Annotated in this window: 18 protein-coding genes; 2 read left to right on the top strand and 16 right to left on the bottom strand. The window is 64.0% G+C overall.

The genetic code is table 11. From position 1 onward, the window contains the following. Positions 1–7 precede the first annotated feature (7 nt). On the bottom strand, positions 8–865 hold the full coding sequence (locus IFU00_09010) for a hypothetical protein (GenBank protein ID MBD8542420.1): 858 nt from the start codon (positions 863–865) through the stop codon (positions 8–10). Between the two features lie 256 nt (positions 866–1,121). Here IFU00_09010 and IFU00_09005 point away from each other — a divergent pair, with 256 nt between their 5' ends. Beyond that, the gene (locus IFU00_09005) at positions 1,122–2,180 is read left to right on the top strand and encodes an AI-2E family transporter (GenBank protein ID MBD8542419.1); all 1,059 of its coding nucleotides are present in this window, start codon (positions 1,122–1,124) and stop codon (positions 2,178–2,180) included. Positions 2,181–2,276: 96 nt separating this feature from the next. Then, complete coding sequence (locus IFU00_09000; GenBank protein ID MBD8542418.1) at positions 2,277–2,930, top strand: VTT domain-containing protein; 654 nt, start codon at positions 2,277–2,279, stop codon at positions 2,928–2,930. 60 nt (positions 2,931–2,990) lie between these two features. On the opposite strand, the gene IFU00_08995 is transcribed toward IFU00_09000, so the two are convergent. The 15 genes from IFU00_08995 to IFU00_08925 all read right to left on the bottom strand — a co-directional run bounded on the left by IFU00_08995 (position 2,991) and on the right by IFU00_08925 (position 18,710). Further along, complete coding sequence (locus tag IFU00_08995) at positions 2,991–4,127, bottom strand: PAS domain-containing sensor histidine kinase (protein MBD8542417.1); 1,137 nt, start codon at positions 4,125–4,127, stop codon at positions 2,991–2,993. A gap of 188 nt (positions 4,128–4,315) precedes the next feature. After that, positions 4,316–4,534 (bottom strand): hypothetical protein, encoded by a 219-nt coding sequence (locus IFU00_08990; GenBank protein ID MBD8542416.1) that lies wholly within the window; start codon positions 4,532–4,534, stop codon positions 4,316–4,318. 190 nt (positions 4,535–4,724) lie between these two features. Continuing rightward, entirely contained in the window at positions 4,725–6,341 is a 1,617-nt protein-coding gene (locus IFU00_08985; GenBank protein MBD8542415.1) for an MCP four helix bundle domain-containing protein, read from the bottom strand. 279 nt (positions 6,342–6,620) lie between these two features. Beyond that, positions 6,621–7,553, bottom strand: a complete 933-nt coding sequence (locus tag IFU00_08980; GenBank protein ID MBD8542414.1) for a type II secretion system F family protein — start codon at positions 7,551–7,553, stop codon at positions 6,621–6,623. Positions 7,554–7,568: 15 nt separating this feature from the next. Further along, positions 7,569–8,543 (bottom strand): type II secretion system F family protein, encoded by a 975-nt coding sequence (locus IFU00_08975; GenBank protein MBD8542413.1) that lies wholly within the window; start codon positions 8,541–8,543, stop codon positions 7,569–7,571. Positions 8,544–8,553: 10 nt separating this feature from the next. Continuing rightward, positions 8,554–9,966, bottom strand: coding sequence for a CpaF family protein (locus IFU00_08970; GenBank protein MBD8542412.1), 1,413 nt, complete (start codon positions 9,964–9,966; stop codon positions 8,554–8,556). A gap of 29 nt (positions 9,967–9,995) precedes the next feature. Continuing rightward, complete coding sequence (locus IFU00_08965) at positions 9,996–11,174, bottom strand: AAA family ATPase (GenBank protein ID MBD8542411.1); 1,179 nt, start codon at positions 11,172–11,174, stop codon at positions 9,996–9,998. Between the two features lie 8 nt (positions 11,175–11,182). Continuing rightward, positions 11,183–11,437 (bottom strand): hypothetical protein, encoded by a 255-nt coding sequence (locus tag IFU00_08960; protein MBD8542410.1) that lies wholly within the window; start codon positions 11,435–11,437, stop codon positions 11,183–11,185. Between the two features lie 2 nt (positions 11,438–11,439). Then, the gene (locus IFU00_08955; protein ID MBD8542409.1) at positions 11,440–12,909 is read right to left on the bottom strand and encodes a type II and III secretion system protein family protein; all 1,470 of its coding nucleotides are present in this window, start codon (positions 12,907–12,909) and stop codon (positions 11,440–11,442) included. 14 nt (positions 12,910–12,923) lie between these two features. Further along, positions 12,924–13,766, bottom strand: coding sequence for a Flp pilus assembly protein CpaB (cpaB, locus tag IFU00_08950; GenBank protein ID MBD8542408.1), 843 nt, complete (start codon positions 13,764–13,766; stop codon positions 12,924–12,926). Further along, a complete protein-coding gene (locus IFU00_08945) occupies positions 13,759–15,114 on the bottom strand; it encodes an ATP-binding protein (protein ID MBD8542407.1) in 1,356 nt (451 codons plus the stop codon). The genes cpaB and IFU00_08945 overlap by 8 nt, the downstream gene beginning before the upstream one ends. Beyond that, positions 15,111–15,686, bottom strand: a complete 576-nt coding sequence (locus IFU00_08940) for a prepilin peptidase (GenBank protein MBD8542406.1) — start codon at positions 15,684–15,686, stop codon at positions 15,111–15,113. Before IFU00_08940 ends, IFU00_08945 begins: the two co-directional genes overlap by 4 nt. A gap of 81 nt (positions 15,687–15,767) precedes the next feature. Beyond that, on the bottom strand, positions 15,768–15,941 hold the full coding sequence (locus IFU00_08935; protein MBD8542405.1) for a Flp family type IVb pilin: 174 nt from the start codon (positions 15,939–15,941) through the stop codon (positions 15,768–15,770). A 375-nt stretch (positions 15,942–16,316) separates the two neighbouring features. After that, complete coding sequence (locus tag IFU00_08930; GenBank protein MBD8542404.1) at positions 16,317–16,970, bottom strand: response regulator transcription factor; 654 nt, start codon at positions 16,968–16,970, stop codon at positions 16,317–16,319. A gap of 30 nt (positions 16,971–17,000) precedes the next feature. Further along, positions 17,001–18,710 (bottom strand): histidine kinase, encoded by a 1,710-nt coding sequence (locus tag IFU00_08925; protein ID MBD8542403.1) that lies wholly within the window; start codon positions 18,708–18,710, stop codon positions 17,001–17,003. Positions 18,711–18,819: the final 109 nt, after the last annotated feature.

Below are 18,819 nucleotides of genomic sequence, written 5' to 3'. Positions count from 1 at the left end.
GTCCCGATCAGAAGCGGACCTTGAGGTAGGCCGACGGGCCGGTCAGCTTGAGGTCGATGTCGGCGGTGCGTTCGCCATTGCGGTGCAGGTCGATCTTCTGGATACCGTAGTCCAGCACCAGGCCGATGTTCTTGTGCGGGAAGTATTCCACGCCGACCGCGCCGTTATAGATATGGCCTTCGACGTTGCCGCCGTTCTTCTTCACGCCCGCGGCTTCCGCGTAGAAGCGGACCTGGTCGTTCAGGGCGTGGCGCCATGCCAGTTCGACGGTCGGGGCCCACACGCTTTCGCTGGCTGATGCCGAACCGCTCCACGTGTAGTTTTCCACCGGCGCGGTCGCGCTGACATTGGCCGTTGCCGAACCGGAAATCTTGGCGCGCAGGTGGGCTGCGCCCAGGCCGATGCCGAAGACGTTCTTTTCCTTGCCGAACCACAGCTTGTACGACAAGCGCGCCAGCTCGATGCGCAGGTTGGCGTCGGCGCGGATCGAGCCGCTGACCGGACGGCCTTCATACTCCGTGTTGCCACTCAGGTCAGCGCCATAGCCTTCGTCGAAGCGGAAGTAATCGAACGAAATGCCGTGGCTGTCGCCGATCAGGACCTCGGCCTTGACGCGTGGCAGCGTGACGTCGTCGATCTCTTCGTCTGGCGTATCGATGCGGCCATAGCGCGTGTCGCCACCCAGGTGGATTTCCGGCTCGGCGTAGAACGCGCCGGCCGAGATGCTGACGCGATCGAGCGCTGGCGATTGCTGCGCCTGCGCCATGCCTGCTGCGGCGGCGCCCAGCAGGATCGCGCCCTTGAGCGCGCGGACGAGGGTGGTGTGGACAGACGGGGCAGCAGTGCGTGGTGCAGGACGGGACATTCTTTCTCCGGATAATCAATTGATGGAAGTGCCCGCCAGACTGTGTCTGACGCGGCAACAATTAATTATCGCAAGATGTTAGTTTGCCAACCCACACGATTGAACTGACTTTGTGGTCATTAAGCCACAGCGGAATATCACGCCATGCAAGTTGCATACTTGGCACACCACCCCACGTCATTACACGAACGTACCGGGTGCTTTCAGCGGCTTGGTTTATCATCCAGAAACATTAACCTTTTCGCAAACGCAGCCAATGAAGCAATTTACCCTTCCGCAGAATTCCTTTCTGCTCCTGCTCACGATCGTCACGATCGCTTTCCTCTGGATTCTGTTGCCGTACTCGGGCGCCGTGTTCTGGGGTGTCGTGTTCGCCATCATCTTCGCGCCGTTGCAATCGAAACTGCTGCGCGCGACCAAGGGCAAGCCCACCGTCGCCGCCTTGCTCTCGCTGCTGGTCATCGTGCTGATGGTGCTGCTGCCGCTGGCCATGATCACGGCGTCGCTGGTCGACCAGGTCGCCGGTATCTACACGATGGTCAGCAGCGGCCAGATCGATTTCGCCCACTACTTCGAGGTCGTGATGCGCGCCTTGCCGAACTGGGCCATTTCGATCCTCGAACGTTTCGAACTGACCAACCTGGCATCGCTGCAGACCAAGATCACCGAATTTGCGGCGCAGATCAGCCAGGCTGCCGCCACGTATGCGCTCAATATCGGCCGCAACACGCTCGACTTCGTCGTCAGCATGACCATCATGCTGTACCTGCTGTTCTTCCTGCTGCGCGACGGCCGCATCCTGGCAGCGCGCATCCAGCGCGCCGTGCCGCTGAGTGTCGAATACAAGAGCCGTCTGTTCCAGAACTTCACGACGGTCATTCGCGCCACGGTCAAAGGCAATGTGCTGGTGGCGGTCGCGCAAGGCGCATTGGGCGGCCTGATCTTCTGGATGCTGGACGTGTCCGGCCCGCTGCTGTGGGGCGTGGTGATGGCCTTCCTGTCACTGCTGCCGGCCATCGGTGCGGCACTGGTGTGGGGGCCGGTGGCGATTTACTTCCTGGTAACGGGCGCTATCTGGCAGGGCGTGGTGCTGGCCGCGTATGGCGTTCTGGTCATCGGCCTGGTCGACAATATCCTGCGTCCGATCCTGGTCGGCAAGGACACCAAGCTGCCCGACTATGTGATTCTGCTCTCGACGCTGGGCGGCATGGCGCTGTTCGGCCTGAACGGCTTCGTGATCGGACCGGTGATTGCGGCCCTGTTCATCGCGGCCTGGGATCTGTTCTGCCGCTCGGACGAATTCCAGGAAGAGTAACAGGACGGGTTGCAGTAAAGGTAAGATACGCGCTTTGCTCCGGCCAGCATGACGTTGGCCGGGGTCCTGCCGCAACCTGATTCAACGAGAAATTCAATGTTTACTACCCTGCTCGACTGGTTCCTCCACCTGGACCGCCACCTCGCCGTACTGGCGGCCGAATACCAGTTGCTCGTCTACGTGCTGCTGTTTGCCGTGATCTTCGTCGAGACAGGCGTGGTCGTGATGCCATTCCTGCCCGGCGACTCGCTGCTGTTCGTCACCGGCGCGCTGGCTGCCAAAGGCATGCTGTCACTGGAAATGCTGATCCCGCTGCTGATCGTCGCAGCGGTGACTGGCGATATCCTCAACTTTGCCATTGGCAGTGCGTTTCGTGAACGCGTGAAGCGCGGTTACCGGTTCCGCCTCATCAAGGCCGAGCACATCGCGCATACCGAGCGCTTCTTCGAGCGCCATGGTCCCAAGACCATCGTGCTGGCGCGTTATGTGCCGATCGTCCGTACGCTCGCACCGTTCGTAGCAGCGCTGGGCAGCATGCGCTATGCCACCTTCCTGGCGTATAACGTCGCTGGCGGAACCCTATGGGTCGTGTCGCTGACGGTTGCCGGCTACATCTTTGGCAATATCAAATGGGTCAACGACAATCTGACCGCCGTCATCATGGGCATCATCGTGCTGTCGCTGGTGCCAGGCATCGTGGCCTGGTTGCTGGAGCGTCACCGCGCGCGCCGTGCCGGCGGCCAGGTCTGACCTGACCACATTTGTGACGATCGAAGCCGGGAGACGATCCCGGTCAGCATGTCAGGCAGCTCAGACGGCCACCGGCAAGGCCATCGACACGGTGGTGCCCATCCCGGGCCCCGCACTGCGCACGAAGATCGATCCGCCATGGGCTTCGCAGACGCCCTTGGCGATCGTCAAGCCCAGTCCCGCCCCAACGGGCGCGCGGCCCGGCGCCAGCGCACGGCGCTCGAATGGCTCGAAAATGTGCTGCAAGTCTTCTGCCGCAATGCCAGCCCCGCAGTCGATGACCTCGGCGCGCAGCATATTGCCCTCGATATAGACCCGCAGGCAGATTTCCTCGCCATCCGGCGTGAACGCACTGGCATTGCACAGCACGTTCCCCAGTGCCTGCGCCACCCGCTCCGGATCGCAGCGCAACTCGGCGTCGGGATTGTCGACCTCGACGATCAAACGCTGGTTGCGTGACCGCACCAGCGTTTCCACCGCGTCCAGCGACAGGTTCACGATCTCGTGCTTCGTGCACCTGCGCAGCTCGACAGGCAGCGTGTGCACGCAATCGACGCGTGACGCGTCCAGCAGATCGGCAATGAAACGTGCGAGCTGCTTGGTTTGCCGCTGGACGACGCCGGCCATTTTTGCCACGACCGGGTCCTTGTTGGCGCGTTGCAGAAGGCCCGCAATACTCATGATGGGCGCCAGCGGGTTGCGCAATTCGTGCGCCAGCATGGCCAGGAATTCTTCGCGCGCATTCGCCGCGTCCCGCTCGCGCTCTTGCAACCGGCGCTGTTCGCTGATGTCGGTCAGGCAGCACAAGGCGCCAACGACTGCGCCGTTTGCCTGGAACACGGGCTTGGCATGAATGACGATACGGCGCGCTTGGCCATCGCGGCACACGGCGAGCAGCTCGGTCGGGCATGGTGATGCTCCCGCTGCGGCCTGCGCCGCCGGACTGGTGGCCTTGTCCAGCAATTGGCCGTCCAGTCCGCGCAAGGTCTCAAAGCCATCCCAGCGCATGTCTTCCACCAGCGGACACGACTCGCCCCAGATCCGCCGCGCAGCCGCATTGACATGGACCAGCGCCCCGGTCGGGGAGCAACAATACGCAGGGCAAGGCATTTGCTCGATTGCCCACGCATAGGATTCCGGCCAGCCATTGTCCAACTCGGTAAATTGACCCTCAACGAGCGTTTTTTTAATGTTCATGGTGCATATGCGGACGAGCACCGCTATCGAATTCTCAATCGACATTATCGAGCTTGCAACATTTGCACAGCGTAGGAGACGAACTACCCTGTGTGTGGGAGGTTGTCGTACAGGCTGCCTGTAAACGACAAACGCCCCGCATCGTGCGGGGCGTTCGAGGCAGACCGGGCGAAAGCCCGGCGCGGGAATCAGTTCGACTTGGCGTGCGCAGCCAGGCGGCGGGCCACTGCTGGCGAGACTGCATCGGCGCCGCGGGTCATGCGGTACAACGCCCAGACATCAGCGCTGCCGGTGGTGCGGGTTGCGACGCTTGGCGCTGCCTTGACTTCACGCACGAAATCGAATGCAGTGCTGAACACGGCGGCCAGTTGGACAGCGAACGATGGGCGAAGGGACAAGGTGGTCATGATTTTCTTCCTGTGTGTTTGATCTGGTATGAAGCTAGTATGCGCTCTCTCAGATAGAAATCAAATTGCGATCCATGATAGTCGTCATTCACAAATCAACTATCTCGAAAATCCCGTATTTGATCAACAACAGGAAACCACGTGGTACGGGCGCAATGCCGGTACCACCATGTATCCAGCGCAGGCCGTCTTAGACGCCCGCCAATGCAAGGCGTCCGGCTGGCGCTTCCTGGCTGCGCGCTGGTGGCGGATGGGCGGCGCCAGCGCGCACCTCCGTCTTGAAGACACTGACGACATCGGCCAGGTGCGCAGCCTGCTCCTGCATCGAACCGGCGGCGGCAGCGGCTTGCTCGACCAGCGCGGCGTTCTGCTGCGTCGCCTGGTCCATCTCGGTGATGGCGGCGTTGACTTGCTCGATGCCGGCGCTCTGTTCGTCGCTGGCATGCGAGATTTCGCTCATGATGCCGGTCACGAGGGAAATGCTCTGCACGATATTGGTCATCGTGGTCCCCGCACTGTCGACCAGGCTGGTGCCCGCTTCGACCTTTTGCACCGAGTCGTCGATGAGGCCCTTGATTTCCTTGGCCGCAGCAGCCGAGCGATGCGCCAGGTTACGCACTTCAGTGGCGACGACCGCAAACCCACGGCCCTGTTCACCGGCACGCGCCGCTTCCACGGCGGCATTCAGCGCCAGGATATTGGTCTGGAACGCGATGCTGTCGATGACACTGGTGATGTCGACGATCTTGCGCGACGAGGCATTGATCTCGCTCATCGTGCCGACTACTTGCGCAATCACGGCGCCGCCCTGCCCGGCAATGCTGGCCGCCTCGGAGGCCATCGTGTTGGCGCGGCGGGCGTTATCGGCATTCTGGCGCACGGTGGACGTGAGTTCTTCCATCGACGAAGCAGTTTCTTCCAGCGAACCGGCCTGCTGTTCGGTGCGATGCGACAGGTCCAGATTGCCTGCAGCGATTTCGGCCGAGGCAGTCGCGATGGTTTCGGTACCGGCCCGGACGCGGGTCACGATACCGAGCAGGTTATCGTTCATTTTCTGCAAGGCCGCCATCAACTGGCCGGTCTCGTCGCGGGTCGTGACGGTGAACTGGCTGCCCAGGTCGCCCGACGACACGCGGTCGGCAACCGCCACCGCATCCTGGATCGGCCGCACGATCGAGCGGGTAATGAAGATGCCGAAGGAAACGCCCAGCACGATGGCGAGCGTTCCCAGGCCGATCAGGGTCGTACGCGCCGTGTCATACGCTGCAGCCGCATCGGCCACGAATTTTCCTGCCGAGTTTTGCTGGGCAACCGCAAGCTTGTTGATCGATTCGAGGTAGGCAAGGCTCGTCGGGCGCATCTGGGTGTCGAAGATGCGTCGTGCGCCTTCCGTGTCGCCGCCATTCTTGGCAGCGAGCAGCGCGGTGCGTGCGGCCAGGTACGGCGCCCGGGCAGCCACCACCTCTTCGAGCTGGGCCTGCGACTTCGGGTTGCGCAAGCCGGCCTTGATCGTTTGCTGCAATTCGGTGGAGCGCACCGAGCCCGCTGCAATACGGTCAGTGATGATCCTGACCTGCTCCGGCTCTGGCGTGCGGTACGCCATTTCCATCAGCGTGGTGTTGACTTCGATGATCTTGGACCACTCGGCCACGTTGCGCTGGTTCTTCATGCTGGTATTGACCACGCGATCGGTCGCATCCTTCATCTCGCCCATGCGACCGAGGGTCACGACGATCACGATGGCCATGAGGATCAGTACGGCCGCATAGCTGAACGCCAGGCGCGTGCCTATTTTTAAGTTTTTCATCAACGGTTATCCGGGAGGGTGTGTGTGAGACCGGCGCCCTGCGTATGCAAAGGAACGCCGTACGGCAAAGATGCCCAAAAGAAATATCATCGCACATGCGACACCTTCGCGTGTTGCACACGGCCAACATCTTCGGCTAACAGAGACGAATCTTCGTGTAATACGCGTAAATACTTTCAACCTCAAACATGGTCGATTCAGCATGCATGCGACGCTGGTTGGTCTTCTGCGCCGATGGATCGGACAGACTGCCGTGCAGCGCGAACCTGTACTGCACGCTCAGTGACCGGCCACCGGGGTCATCGCGCGGAAGATCTGGATGACTGCCGGTCCCAGCAACACCACCAGCAATGCCGGAAAAATGCAGAAGATCAGCGGGAACAACAGCTTGGTTGCAATCTGCCCCGCCTTCTCTTCCACCAGTTGCCGCCGCCGCGTGCGTAGCTGTTCCGATTGCACACGCAGCGCGGTGCCGACGCTGGTGCCGAAGCGCTCGGCCTGGATCAGCATTTTGACGAGCGCATCCACGTCTTCCACGCCGGTGCGCAGCGCCAGATTGCGCAGCGCTTTTTCCTTGGCGCTGCCGGCGCGCAGTTCGAGCGTCACCAGTTGCAGCTCATCGGCCAGCACCGGACTTTTCAGGCCGATCTCGTTGCCCACGCGGGCCAGCGCCGCATCCATCGCCAGACCCGCTTCGACGCAGACGGTCATCAGGTCGAGCGCATCGGGGAAGCCTTCGAAGATGTCGCGCTGGCGATTGGCGACACGGCGCTTCAGGAGAAAGTCCGGCAGGTAGTAGCCGATGCTGGCCGCGCTCACCAGCAACAGGAAGGTCAGCGCCAGAGGCCGGTCAGGCTGGTGCGGCAGCGCGATCCAGACCAGCAGTGGCAGGCCGATCGTCAGCACCGATTTGCCGGCGTGGTACAGCCCGGGAGCCGAGGGCGCGCGCCAGCCGGCATTGATGAAGCGCAGCCGCAATGGCGAGGATTCCCACCCGTCGGTCGGCACCGACAGCTTGGCCAGCGGCTCGGCGAAATCGGCCAGACGCGCGCCCCAGCCGTCCCCGCGCCGGGTCTTGGGCATATCGCGCTCGTCCAGCGCCACCAGACGCGCCTTGACGGGATCGCGCGTGAGCAGCAGCAAGGCTGCCACCGCAATGCCGAACACCAGCAGGAACATCGCTGCCAGCATGAGAATGTTTGCCATGGTCATCGTGTCGTACTTTCGTTACATACGGATGCGGACGATCTTGCGGATCGCCAGCACGCCAAAACCCATCATGCCCAGCGCCGCGCCGCTCAGCTGGCGCCCGATCGGATCATTGACCAGCACACCCATTGTCTCGGGATTGGCCAGCGCCATCATGCCGCCGGCGCCAAACGGCAGCAGGCACAGCACCCAGGCCGAGATGCGACCCTCGGCCGACAGCACGCGCACCTGGCCGGCCAGCTTGTGGCGATCGCGGATGATGCTCGAAATCGACGTCAGCAATTCAGTCAGGTTGCCACCGCTCTCGCGCTGGATCAGCACGGCGACGACAAAATACTGCAAGTCCATGCTGGGCACGCGCTGCGCCAGATTGTTCAGCGCGTCGCCCATCGAGACGCCAAAGTTGACTTCATCAAATGCCGTCTTGAATTCTTCGCCCAGCGGTGCGCTTATTTCGTCGGCCGCCAGTTTCAGCGCCGTCGGAAACGCGTGGCCGGCGCGCATCGCGCGGCTCATCATGTCGAGCGCTTCAGGCAGCTGGCGCTCGAAGCGCACCATGCGCGCATCGCGCGCGCGCGTCAGGCGCAGCAGCGGCAGCCACCCGGCAACGAGGGTGCAACCCATGAAGCCGAGCAAGGGCAGGCGCAGCAGCAACGCCGCCACGATCCCGCCAACCGCACACGCTGCGCACACGGCCAGCAGCGACGCCACTTTCTGCGCACTGCCCGCCTGCAGCAGCATGCGGTCCAGCCGGTACACACCAGGCACGCGGCGCAGCAGCGGTTCCAGCTCCGGGTTGTCGGACAGGCGCCGTTCCTTGACGATGGTGACATCGAGTTCGCGCGTCTCGCGCCCGATCACGCTGCGCAGGCGGCGCGCGATGCGCTCGGCTTCCGGGTTGTTGTTCGCCTGCCAGGCCGTATACACGCCCCATACCAGCAGCAGGACGGCGACGAACAGCAGCAGGATGAACAGGAGGAAGGTGGTATCCATGCCAGGGGTCCTAACGCGGCTCGAAGATGTGCGGCGCCAGGTTCACGCCGAACGTGCGCAGGCGCTCGGCAAAGTGCGGCCGCACACCGGTGGCGGTGGACTGACCCAGCACCGTGCCATCGTCCGCCACGCCGGTCTGGCGGAACGTGAAGATCTCCTGCATCGTGATGACGTCGCCCTCCATGCCCGTCACTTCCGTGATCGACAGCACCTTGCGCTTGCCGTCGGTCAGGCGCGAAACCTGCACGACGACGCCCACGGCCGACGAGATCTGCTGGCGCATGGCCTTCGGCGGCAGGTTCGGCGCCGCCATGCTGATCATGTTTTCCAGGCGCGTGAGCGCTTCGCGCGGCGTATTGGCGTGCAGGGTCGCCATCGAGCCTTCGTGGCCGGTGTTCATCGCGCCCAGCATGTCCATGGCTTCTTCGCCGCGTACCTCGCCCAGGATGATGCGGTCGGGGCGCATCCGCAGCGCATTCTTGACCAGCGCGCGCTGGGTCACTTCGCCCTTGCCTTCGATGTTCGCAGGGCGCGTTTCCAGACGCACCACGTGCGGCTGCTGCAGCTGCAGTTCGGCCGCGTCTTCGACCGTCACGATGCGCTCGTTGTGGCTGATGAAGCCCGAGATCACATTGAGCATCGTCGTCTTGCCCGAACCCGTGCCGCCCGAGATCACGATATTGACCTTGGCCTTGCCCAGGCCCTGCAGCACCTCGGCCATGTCGGCCGTCATGCTGCCATATGCCACCAGGTCGGCTAGGCGCAGCGGATCGGCCGAGAAGCGCCGGATCGACATCACGGCGCCATCGATCGCCAGCGGCGGGATGATCGCGTTCACGCGCGAGCCGTCCGGCAGGCGCGCATCGACCATCGGGCTCGATTCGTCGATGCGCCGCCCCACGCGCGAGACGATCTTGTCGATGATCTTCATCAGGTGGGCTTCATCGGTGAAGGTCACGTCGGTCAGTTCGAGCTTGCCGCGCCGTTCGACGTAGACCTGCTTGTGCGTGTTGACCAGGATGTCCGAGACGGTCGGGTCTTCCAGCAGCGGCTCGAGCGGGCCGAAGCCCAGCATCTCGTTCTGGATATCGCGCGTGAGCATCTTGCGCTCGGCGTCGTTGATGACGACCATTTCTTCTTCGAGCAGGCGCTCGACCAGCAGGCGCAGCTCTTGCCGGATCTGGTCGCCGTTCAGGCGCTGCATGCTTTCCAGGTCGATGCGGTCGAGCAGCGCTTCATGGATGCGGGACTTGAGCTGGTGATACGCGCGGTTGTCGATCGGCCCGCCGCGCACGGTGGCGGCGCGCGGCGCCGGGGCGCCACTGGTCACGCGCGTCGGTGCGCTCGCTATCGTGCTGGTGCTGCTGGCCAGGGCTGCGCTGCCGAGGCGTTCGCGCAGCGAGGCGGATGGGATCATGTTCATGTCGTTGGATTCCTTGGACAATTCGCGGGTCATGCGTCAGTCTTGCGGCGCTTGAACAGGCGCGCCATCACGCTGGCCGCCGCCTGCGGCGCCGCCTCGCCCGTCTGGCTGCGCGCCATGGTCATCAAGGCCGCGCTCAGCGGGCTCTCGGGCGCCAGGCGCGTGATCGGCACGCCCTGGTTGACCGACTTGGCCGCCGCATCGTAGTGGTTCGGCATCGTGCGCAGGTGGGTCGTGTCAAAGGCCTGCTCGAGGTCCTTGAGCTTGATGTCGCTGTTGTTGTCGTGGCGGTTCACCACGATTTCGACCTTGTCGTTGCCATATTCGAGATTGCGGAACACGTCGAGCAGGCGCTTGCCGTCGCGGATATACGGCAGCGTCGTTTGCAGTACCGGGTAGATCGTGTCGGCATGGTCGAGCGCGCGGATCGTCACCGGATCCAGGCTGCGCGCGACGTCGAGCACGATGAAATCGTACTGGCGGCGCGCCAGCTTGATGATCGCGTCGATGTGCTCCGGCTTGACGTCGCTGGCATGGGCCGGATCCGATGGTGCAGCCAGCACGCTGAAGTTCGGCGTCACGGCAACCATGCTCGACGACAGAAACGACGGATCGAGCCGGTGGATCTGGGTCGCGACATCCGACAGCGTGGCCAGCGGCTTGCTGTCCGAGACGAACAGCGACGCGTCGCCAAACTGCAGATTCATGTCGATCATGGCGACACGCTTGTTGCCGCCGGCCGACAACGCATAGGCCAGGTTCGTGGCCAGGAAGGTTGCGCCACTGCCGCCCTTGCAGGAAATAAAAGCCAGCACCTTCCCCTGCGCGGCGCCCTGGCTGCCGAACTTCTCGGCGATGTGGTCGACGGCCTTGGCCAGGTCGGCCGTGCCGGGCGCGGCAGGCAGCACTTCGCGCACGCCGGCGCGCATCGCGCGCAGCAGAAAATCCTGTGACAGGTCGCCCGACAGCACGATGAACGCCATGCGCGGGAACAGGTGGCCGAGCCGCTCGAGCTGGTCAAGATCACCCTCGTCGGCGCGCGGCTGGTCGACCACCAGCAGGTCGGGGATGGCGTCGTCGCTCATCGTCGACAGGCGCGCCGGGGTGCCGGCGATCATGTCGACTTCGTCGCTGCCCGGGCGTGCGCGCAATTGGCGCGACAGCTCGATCAGGTGGCGCTCATCGCGCGAAAGGACTGCGATTTTCATGATGATCTCTATTTGTTCGCGCCGAACAGCGTGCTGTCGACCTGGGGCGCGGGCGTGGCGAACGAGCCCTGATAGTTCTTGTAAGCGAGAACCGCGGTGCCGGCATCGCTCCCTGGGTGCCCTGGCATGCCCTCGGGGGCGATGATCTGGCTGGCCATGATGGCGCGCACGGTGTTGCCGGTGCCGGCGGGCGAACTGGTCGTGCAACCGCCCAGGAGCGACAGCATGCACGAGACGGCGAGAATGGAAGTAACGGTTTTCATGATCATTTCTCCGGTGCGGCAGAGGCGGCGGCGCCTTCAAGCTGGCCGCCAAGCAAGAATTCGGTGCGGGTCGGCTCGACGTACTCGTCGGTTGGCAATGCGGGCTGCGACTGCATCGGCTTGGCCAGGCGTGGCGTCACGATGAACACCAGTTCGGTGCGGTCACTCTGGAAGTCGCTGCTTCGGAACAGCGTGCCAAGCACCGGAACGTCGCCCAGGAACGGGAAGCGCCTGATAGTGCTGGTCACGTTATTGCGGATCAGGCCACCGATGGCGAAACTCTGGCCATCCTGCAGCTGCACCGTGGTCGCTGCGCGCCGCGTCGTAAACGCTGGCAGGATCGCGGTTGCGCTGCTTGAACCGCCAGTGCTGATACCGATACCTTCGCGATTGAGTTCCGACACTTCCGGCGCCACGCGCAGGTTGATGCGCCCGCCCGGCAGCACGGTCGGGGTGAACTTCACGGCCACGCCATACTCTTTTTCTTCCAGCGTGACCACGCCCGCCCCGCCCACTGCATTCTGTGCAACCGGGATGAAGATCTTGCCGCCGGCAAGAAAACTTGCCTCCTGCCCGCTGATGGCCATGACATTCGGCTCGGCCAGGATCTTGACCAGGCCGTCGCGCTTTTCACCATCGATGGTGAGTTCCTTGATGCCGGTCCCCACAGCGCTGACGGCGCCGGCACCGCCACTGAGCAGGCTCGATACGGCGGCATAGGTCCAGTTGCCGTTGGTCTTCGAGAAACCTGCCTTGGCGCCCAGCTGGTCCACGAGCGACTTCGAGATTTCGGCGATCTTCACTTCCAGCATGACCTGCTGGGGTGCCGCGATCGACAGCATGTTCAATACTTTCGCTGCGGCGCCAGAGCCTGCAGCCGGTGCCGCCGCCGGTGCGCCGACGGACAGTGGCGACGGGCTGCCGGCGCCGCTGTCGGCCTGCTGGCCGGCGCTTTCCTGGAACGCCGTGGCCAGGTCCACCAGCTGGCTTGCCACGCCAACGTCGCTGACCATCCCCGACAGCACCACGGCATTGCCACTGGCACCGATGCGGATATCGCGCTCAAGCGGGAACAGCGCGTCGAACTGCGTGCGCAGCGCCGATGTATCGATGGCCACGTCCAGGTCGATCACGGTCGAGCGCTTGTCGCGGCCGGACACGATCAGGTTGGTACTGCCCACACTGCGCGCAACGATCACGACTTCGCTTGCGCCCGGGACCACGACGTTGGCCACTTTCGGGTCGCCCACCATGACCGCGCCGGCCGGCGTGCAGAAGCGCTTGAGGACGGATTTGCCGCGCATCAGCTGGAGCCGCTGATTTGCACCACCGCGCAGGTCGATGCAGTCGGCCGATGGCGCGACCGGTACGGCTGCGGTCACCTTGATGGCAGAGGCAGCCGGGGCAGCATGGGCGTCGAGCGTCAACGCGACGGCGCAGGCCAGCAGGGTCTTGTGAGTCAATGTGGTCATCACGAAATCTTCATTCAAAAGCTTTGCGAAGCGGCGTCCAGGCCGCGGATCACCAGGACACCGTCGCGCGGCGCGCTTGGCTGACGTGGTGCGGGAGATGCAGTACGCGGCGCTGGCTCACTCACCGGCGCCGGGGCCTTCGCCGACACGGCCGGCAGGCCAAGCACCGATTCACGCGTGGCGCCGGTCGTGTTGGCCGGTTGCGCTTCGGCCTGATTACGCAGCACCAGCGACAGTGACCCGATCGAGCGGGCCAGGTCGAGCTTTTCGACTTCGTTTGGCGTGAGCTCGAGGGTCACGGCATTGACGAGACGTGGCTTGTTGTCGTCCACGGCAGATTCCTGCGCCACGGCCAGCACCAGGATGCGCTCGAGCACGATCTTCGAGATCGAGCCGGTGTTCTGCGCCAGGTCGTTATTGGTCGGTGCCAGGTTGACGAGAATGTCGACGTAGTTGCCGGGCAGCGCGAAACCGGCCACGCCGACAATGTCATTGACGCCAACGGTCATGGCGCGCTTGCCGCTGGCCACGACCGCCGACAAGCCGCCCAGCGTGCCGGCCGGCGCCAGCTTCGATTCGAGCACCGGCTCGCCGCGTGCAATGTCGCCGCGAGCGATGCGGCCCTCGAGCAGTTTCATATCGGTGATCGCGCCGGGCGGCAGTGCGCCGGCGGGCCAGTCGGCCAGTTGGAGGCTGGCCGGCAGGATGCGCGCGCCCTGCCCGATGTCGGCGGCGGCCACGACCACGCGGGTGCCGGCCGGGCCCTGCTCGCCCATCCACTTGGCCGCCAGTACCACGGCGCCCAGCGCCAGCAGCAGTGCCACGCCAATGATCAGGATTGCTCTCGAATTACGCATGTTCATACTCCGTCGTGCCGCGTTCGCGGCGTTCTTGTGGTGCGGGCCGGCCGGGAGCGCCCGCGGCAAAGTAGTTGTCCCAGGCCCAGTCCAGGGTGGCGCGTGACAATGTGGGGGCACGGTCTTCGTAGCGTGCCAGGTCGCGCAGCTGGCGCATCAGGTCGCGCGGGTAACAGGCCAGCAATGGCACGCCGCGCTCGCGGTGGCAGGCCAGCAGGTAGTCGAATGACGCGGCGTCGAATGCAACGCCGACGCTGTCGCACGCCTGCTGAAACAGGCGCGTGTATTCGGCCTCGGACGCTGCCGGCACTTCGATCTTGTAGCCAAGCCGGCGCAGGAAAGCGCCGTCGGACAGGCGCTGTGGCACGAAATTCGACGAGAACACGACGATCACGTCGAACGGCACCTGGAACGTGTGCCCCGTGTGCAGCGTCAGGTAGTCGACATTGCGGTCCATCGGCACGATCCAGCGGTTCATCAACGCTTCCGGCGTGCAGCGCTGGCGCCCCAGATCATCGATGATGAAAATGCCGTTGTTTGATTTGAGGTGCGGCGGCGCCTGGTACAGGCGGGTGTGCGGATCGAAACGCAGATCGAGCATGTCCAGCGTAAGTTCCCCCCCGGCCAGCGCGGCGGGACGGCGCACGCCGCGGACCCAGCGCATGTCGGGCGCGCTGCCGCGGTCCAGGCCCGGCAGTTCCACTGCGGCCTGTTCGGTCACGCAGTGCTGCACGTTATCGAAGAACGGAATCACTTCGCCATCGACCATCAGCGCATGTGGCACGTCGATCGTGCCGACCAGCAGATCGCGCAGGCGCTCTGCCAGGTAGGTCTTGCCGCTGCCAGCGGCGCCGTGCAGGAACAGCGCGCGCCCCGAGTTCATGCCGGCGCCGATCTGGTCGAGCACGACCGGGTTGACGACGACCCCATCGAAGGTGGCGGCCATCGCGCCGCGCGTCACCTGCATGTTCGCAACGCTGTGCGCCTTGACCTGGGCCACGTAGGCGGCCAGCGTAACGGGCGCCGGACCCGCATAGGCGTTGCGGCCCAGCGCAGTATGGGCCCGCGCACGGCCCGCCTCGGTGAGGATGTAGCACAGGTCGGCGTCGGTACCGCTGTTGCCGATGCGCGCTACTTCGCACAGCTTCTCGGTGCGCAGGAACGCGATCAGCGGGTCGATGACGCTGACATTGAGCTTGGTGTGGTTGGCAAGTTCGGCCAGGCGCAGTTGACCGCGCTGGGCCAGCACCTTGCTCAGCAATTCGGCGAGGAACAGGAACGGCAAGCCGGTTTCCTCGACCGTGCGCGGCGCCCGGTCATTCGATGGGGCGAGCAAAGCGAGGCTCACAGCGGCATCTCCCCATGCACATGCAGCCACAGCACACAGCACACAGTGGCGCTGGCAATCGCAATCGCATACGGCAGACGGCCACTGGCTGCTTCCGGCGGTACCGTCGGCGCGGCGACCGTGCCGGCCAGCGCCGAGTACGTCGTGTGCAGCGCCATGTAATACGCGTTGGCGACCAGGCGGCGCAGATTGCGCTGCCAGGCCGCGAAGCCCAGCGCCAGCACGCCGCCTGCCACCAACGTCAGCAGGCCAACGGTGAGAATCTGGCCCGCGCCGACAAAAGCGCCGACCATGGCCAGCAGCTTGACGTCGCCGGCGCCCATCAGCTTCAGCGCGTACATTGGCAGCAGCAGCGCCAGACCAAGCGCACAGCCGCCGAGCGCAGACAGGATGCCAAGCCCCCCGACCGGGGTTGTATATAACCCTGCCCCTGCCGGCAGCAGCGCATGCAGCGCAAATGCGGCCAGCATGCCTGGAAACACGACGGCATTCGGGATGCGCCGCGCGCGCACGTCATTGAAGACGGCAACGCCAAGCAAGACGAACAGCAGCAGGAGTGGCAGAGTTGACAAGGAAATCTCCGGGTAAAAAAAATCCGGCAGCGGGGCCACCCGTGCCGGATCGGGTCCGCCTTGGGGCGGACGGGACGTCAATTACTTCGGCGTCTTGTTGATCTTGCCTGCCAGGTTCGTGAACATGGTGCTGATGTTGCCACCCAGCAGGGTCACAGCGGTGATGATCACGCCGGCGATCAGCGATGCGATCAGTGCGTATTCAATGGCGGTTACGCCGTCTTCTTCTTTGATCAGGTTTTTGATGAAATTCATGGTGAATCCTTTCAGGGGTCTTGAAGCTTTAATGAGCAGGTTGGCTTTATGCGCTCGTCCATGCGGCCATCGCCGCGATGAAGCCGACGACTGCGAGCAGAACCGAGAGAACGACATACGACATGGCCGGATTGCTGCTGCTTTCATACTGCTGTTCCGGGTTGTCTTCTCTGTCGTGCACCGTTCGCTCCTGTTCGCTTGCCGCCGTACCGCATGTCACGATACGCAGCGCATGAACAGGATCTTACGGACCCGTGACTTCGGTGCCATCCGTCAAAACTACCTTTTTGAAAGGTACGTTGCGCCATGGCAACCCAGTACATTTGTCCTGGGTCGCGCGCCGGCGCACTCCGACGCGGGGAGAAAGGCGATGCCTCAGGAGAGGCCGTGCTTGGTGGCGTAGACGTACAACTCGAGGCGGTTGGCCACGTCCAGCTTCTGGTAGATGGTGGTGAGATGGTTGCGCAGCGTGCGCTCCGAGATGAACGCACGTTCAGCCAGCTCCTTGTTCAGCGCACCCTTGCCCTGCACGATCATGCCAATGACGTCGCGCTCGCGGGCTGTCAGCGTGCCGATACGTTCGGCCTCCGGATCGGCCTTTCGGGCCGGAGCTACCAGCTGGCCCAGCAGCGCCTGCATCAGCGACTGGTCAAGCCACAGCTCGCCGTCATGCACCTTGCGCACGGCCAGCAGCACGTCGTCGGTCGGCGCTTCCTTGCTGACCACGCCACGCGCGCCGGCTTTCACGGCGGCAGCCAGCGTGCCCTGGTCGCGGTTCGCGCTCAGGATCACGACGCGCGTGCTGCCATTGGCGACCAGCGCGGGCAGAAAGTCGATGGAGCTGCTGCCTTTCAGGTCGAGGTCGAGCAGCACGATGTCGGGGTGCAGCGCGGCGCACAGGGCAGTGGCCTCCATGCCATCGCTGGCGCTGCCCACTAGCGTGAACGACGGGCCTTCGGCCTGGATCAGGCGCTCGAGACCCCACAGCATGGTCTTGTGGTCATCCACGAGCAGGATGCGGATGGTCATGGTTTCTCCATTACACTATGTCGATGCTGACTAGACCGGAATCCGGATGCGCAGGAGCGTCTGGCGCCCATCCGCTTCGACGCCCAGCGTGCCCCCCACCGCCGCCACGCGCTCGGCAATCGAGCGCGGCACGAAGGGTTTGGACGCCACGGCGCCATCGGTTACCGGGTTGAAGATGTCGATCGCCAGCTGGCCGGCGGCGTCCTCGATCACGACGCCGGCCGTGCGTGCCCGCGTGTGCTTGCAGATATTGCTGATGCCTTCGGTGACGATCTGGAACACTTCCGCTGCCATGCGGTCGTTGGCCACGCCCTCGCCCTGCACCTCGAGCATCACGTCCAGGCCGTAGAAGGTTTGTACCTGGCGCAACTGGCGCCGCAGCGCCATCAGCAGTTCGGGTTCTTCCTGACGCCCGCTGCGAAAACGCTGGGCGAAGTCGCGCATGTCGCCGATCACGTCCGAGCACATCGCCAGCAGGCGGTCGAGTTCGGGCGCCACGGCGCTGTCTTCTCCTGCGCTGTTGCGGATCGCTGCCACTGCATGGCGCAGGCCAATATACGGCTGGATCGTGCTGTCGTGCAGGTCGCGCGCGATGGTCTGACGTTCGCGAAATGCTGCTTCGGAAGCCAGCCGATCGAGCAGATCGATGGTTTCGATGACGGGAAACGCCTGCTGCACGATGTGCTTCAGGAACGTCGCATCGCCTCGGCGCAGGCGGCTGCCAGTGACGAAGATGCGACCACTGCCCTTGCGCAGCGGCAGCGATGCGCTGACGAAACCGTCGGCGTCGAGCAAATCGGCCACGTGGCCGCAAGCATCCATGTCCGTCTTGCACCACTCTTTTTCACCGGCGGCCAGGCGCACCGCACAGCCGCCGCGCGGCAGCAGGCGCACCAGCCTGGCGCCGGGGCCGCGGTACAGGGTCGCACCCGGTGCCAGCGCCAGCAGCGGCTGCACGTCCGCAGCGTCGGGCCGGCTGCGGCTGATGGGACGGCCAGCCCTGGGGTGGTGGGCCGTATTGAGGATCCAGCGCTGATGACTGTCCTGCATCAGCAAGGTGCAGGTATTGGCGCCGTAATAGCGCAGGATCTTGTCCATCAGCGAATCGAGCGTCTGCTGCACGCCAAACCGCGGGTTGGACAGCCGGCTGACGTCACGCAGCAATGCCAGCCGGCGGCGCTGATCAACGGACAGGCCGCCCCAGAACGCGATCATGTAGCCCAGCGCAAGCATGAAGGTCGCGCGCAACAACAGGATATGAAACGACTGGAAGCCCTGCACCAGCACCACCGACAGGCTCACGATGCCGACCGCGCCCAGCGTCAGCTTGGCGCCGGCATCGAACCCGTGGCGAAACGACGTGGCCAGGATGGCAAACAAGAAGAAAGAAAAGAACGGACTGGTGCCCCCGCCGGTGGCCAGAACGATCAGCCCGTACCAGAAGATGTCGATCCAGTAGACATTGGGACCGTGCCAGAAACCCGCGCGGTAGCTCGCGATCACGAGCAATGTCAGGCTGTGCAGAACGTAGCCGGCGAGCACCAGCCAGGTCCACGGGCTGGATGCGACCACGCCATCGGGCCCGATATACAGGGTCAGCAGCGCCGACACCGATAGCAGCACACGCATCCCGAACACCATCCAGGCTTCGGCTTCGGGCGCAACGGCCGATGGTGCGGCGACGCCGGGCGTGCGCCGCGCGGCGGCCATCAAACGACGGGTATTCGGGTACCAACTCATGTTGTTGCGCGCCGACAAACGCGTTGACTCCTCGCTAAAACGGTTACAAGGCGTGATTATTGCCCTGTAGAATCCTTGAAGTTTATCGCATTCAACGTCCAAACCCCCT

Origin of the sequence: Oxalobacteraceae sp. CFBP 8761, assembly GCA_014841595.1 — a bacterium.
Classification (GTDB): domain Bacteria; phylum Pseudomonadota; class Gammaproteobacteria; order Burkholderiales; family Burkholderiaceae_D; genus Telluria.
This window is presented reverse-complemented; position numbering and strand designations above follow the sequence as displayed.

Excerpts from the sequence above, each read along its gene's own strand:
- cpaB (MBD8542408.1), bottom strand. The coding sequence starts at position 13,766 with ATGCGTAATTCGAGAGCAATCCTGATCATTGGCGTGGCACTGCTGCTG.
- IFU00_08965 (MBD8542411.1), bottom strand. The coding sequence starts at position 11,174 with ATGAAAATCGCAGTCCTTTCGCGCGATGAGCGCCACCTGATCGAGCTG.
- IFU00_09005 (MBD8542419.1), top strand. The coding sequence starts at position 1,122 with ATGAAGCAATTTACCCTTCCGCAGAATTCCTTTCTGCTCCTGCTCACG.
- IFU00_08935 (MBD8542405.1), bottom strand. The coding sequence starts at position 15,941 with ATGAATTTCATCAAAAACCTGATCAAAGAAGAAGACGGCGTAACCGCC.
- IFU00_09000 (MBD8542418.1), top strand. The coding sequence starts at position 2,277 with ATGTTTACTACCCTGCTCGACTGGTTCCTCCACCTGGACCGCCACCTC.
- IFU00_09010 (MBD8542420.1), bottom strand. The coding sequence starts at position 865 with ATGTCCCGTCCTGCACCACGCACTGCTGCCCCGTCTGTCCACACCACC.
- IFU00_08980 (MBD8542414.1), bottom strand. The coding sequence starts at position 7,553 with ATGACCATGGCAAACATTCTCATGCTGGCAGCGATGTTCCTGCTGGTG.
- IFU00_08985 (MBD8542415.1), bottom strand. The coding sequence starts at position 6,341 with ATGAAAAACTTAAAAATAGGCACGCGCCTGGCGTTCAGCTATGCGGCC.
- IFU00_08955 (MBD8542409.1), bottom strand. The coding sequence starts at position 12,909 with ATGACCACATTGACTCACAAGACCCTGCTGGCCTGCGCCGTCGCGTTG.
- IFU00_08930 (MBD8542404.1), bottom strand. The coding sequence starts at position 16,970 with ATGACCATCCGCATCCTGCTCGTGGATGACCACAAGACCATGCTGTGG.
- IFU00_08960 (MBD8542410.1), bottom strand. The coding sequence starts at position 11,437 with ATGAAAACCGTTACTTCCATTCTCGCCGTCTCGTGCATGCTGTCGCTC.
- IFU00_08925 (MBD8542403.1), bottom strand. The coding sequence starts at position 18,710 with ATGAGTTGGTACCCGAATACCCGTCGTTTGATGGCCGCCGCGCGGCGC.
- IFU00_08975 (MBD8542413.1), bottom strand. The coding sequence starts at position 8,543 with ATGGATACCACCTTCCTCCTGTTCATCCTGCTGCTGTTCGTCGCCGTC.
- IFU00_08995 (MBD8542417.1), bottom strand. The coding sequence starts at position 4,127 with ATGAACATTAAAAAAACGCTCGTTGAGGGTCAATTTACCGAGTTGGAC.
- IFU00_08990 (MBD8542416.1), bottom strand. The coding sequence starts at position 4,534 with ATGACCACCTTGTCCCTTCGCCCATCGTTCGCTGTCCAACTGGCCGCC.
- IFU00_08970 (MBD8542412.1), bottom strand. The coding sequence starts at position 9,966 with ATGAACATGATCCCATCCGCCTCGCTGCGCGAACGCCTCGGCAGCGCA.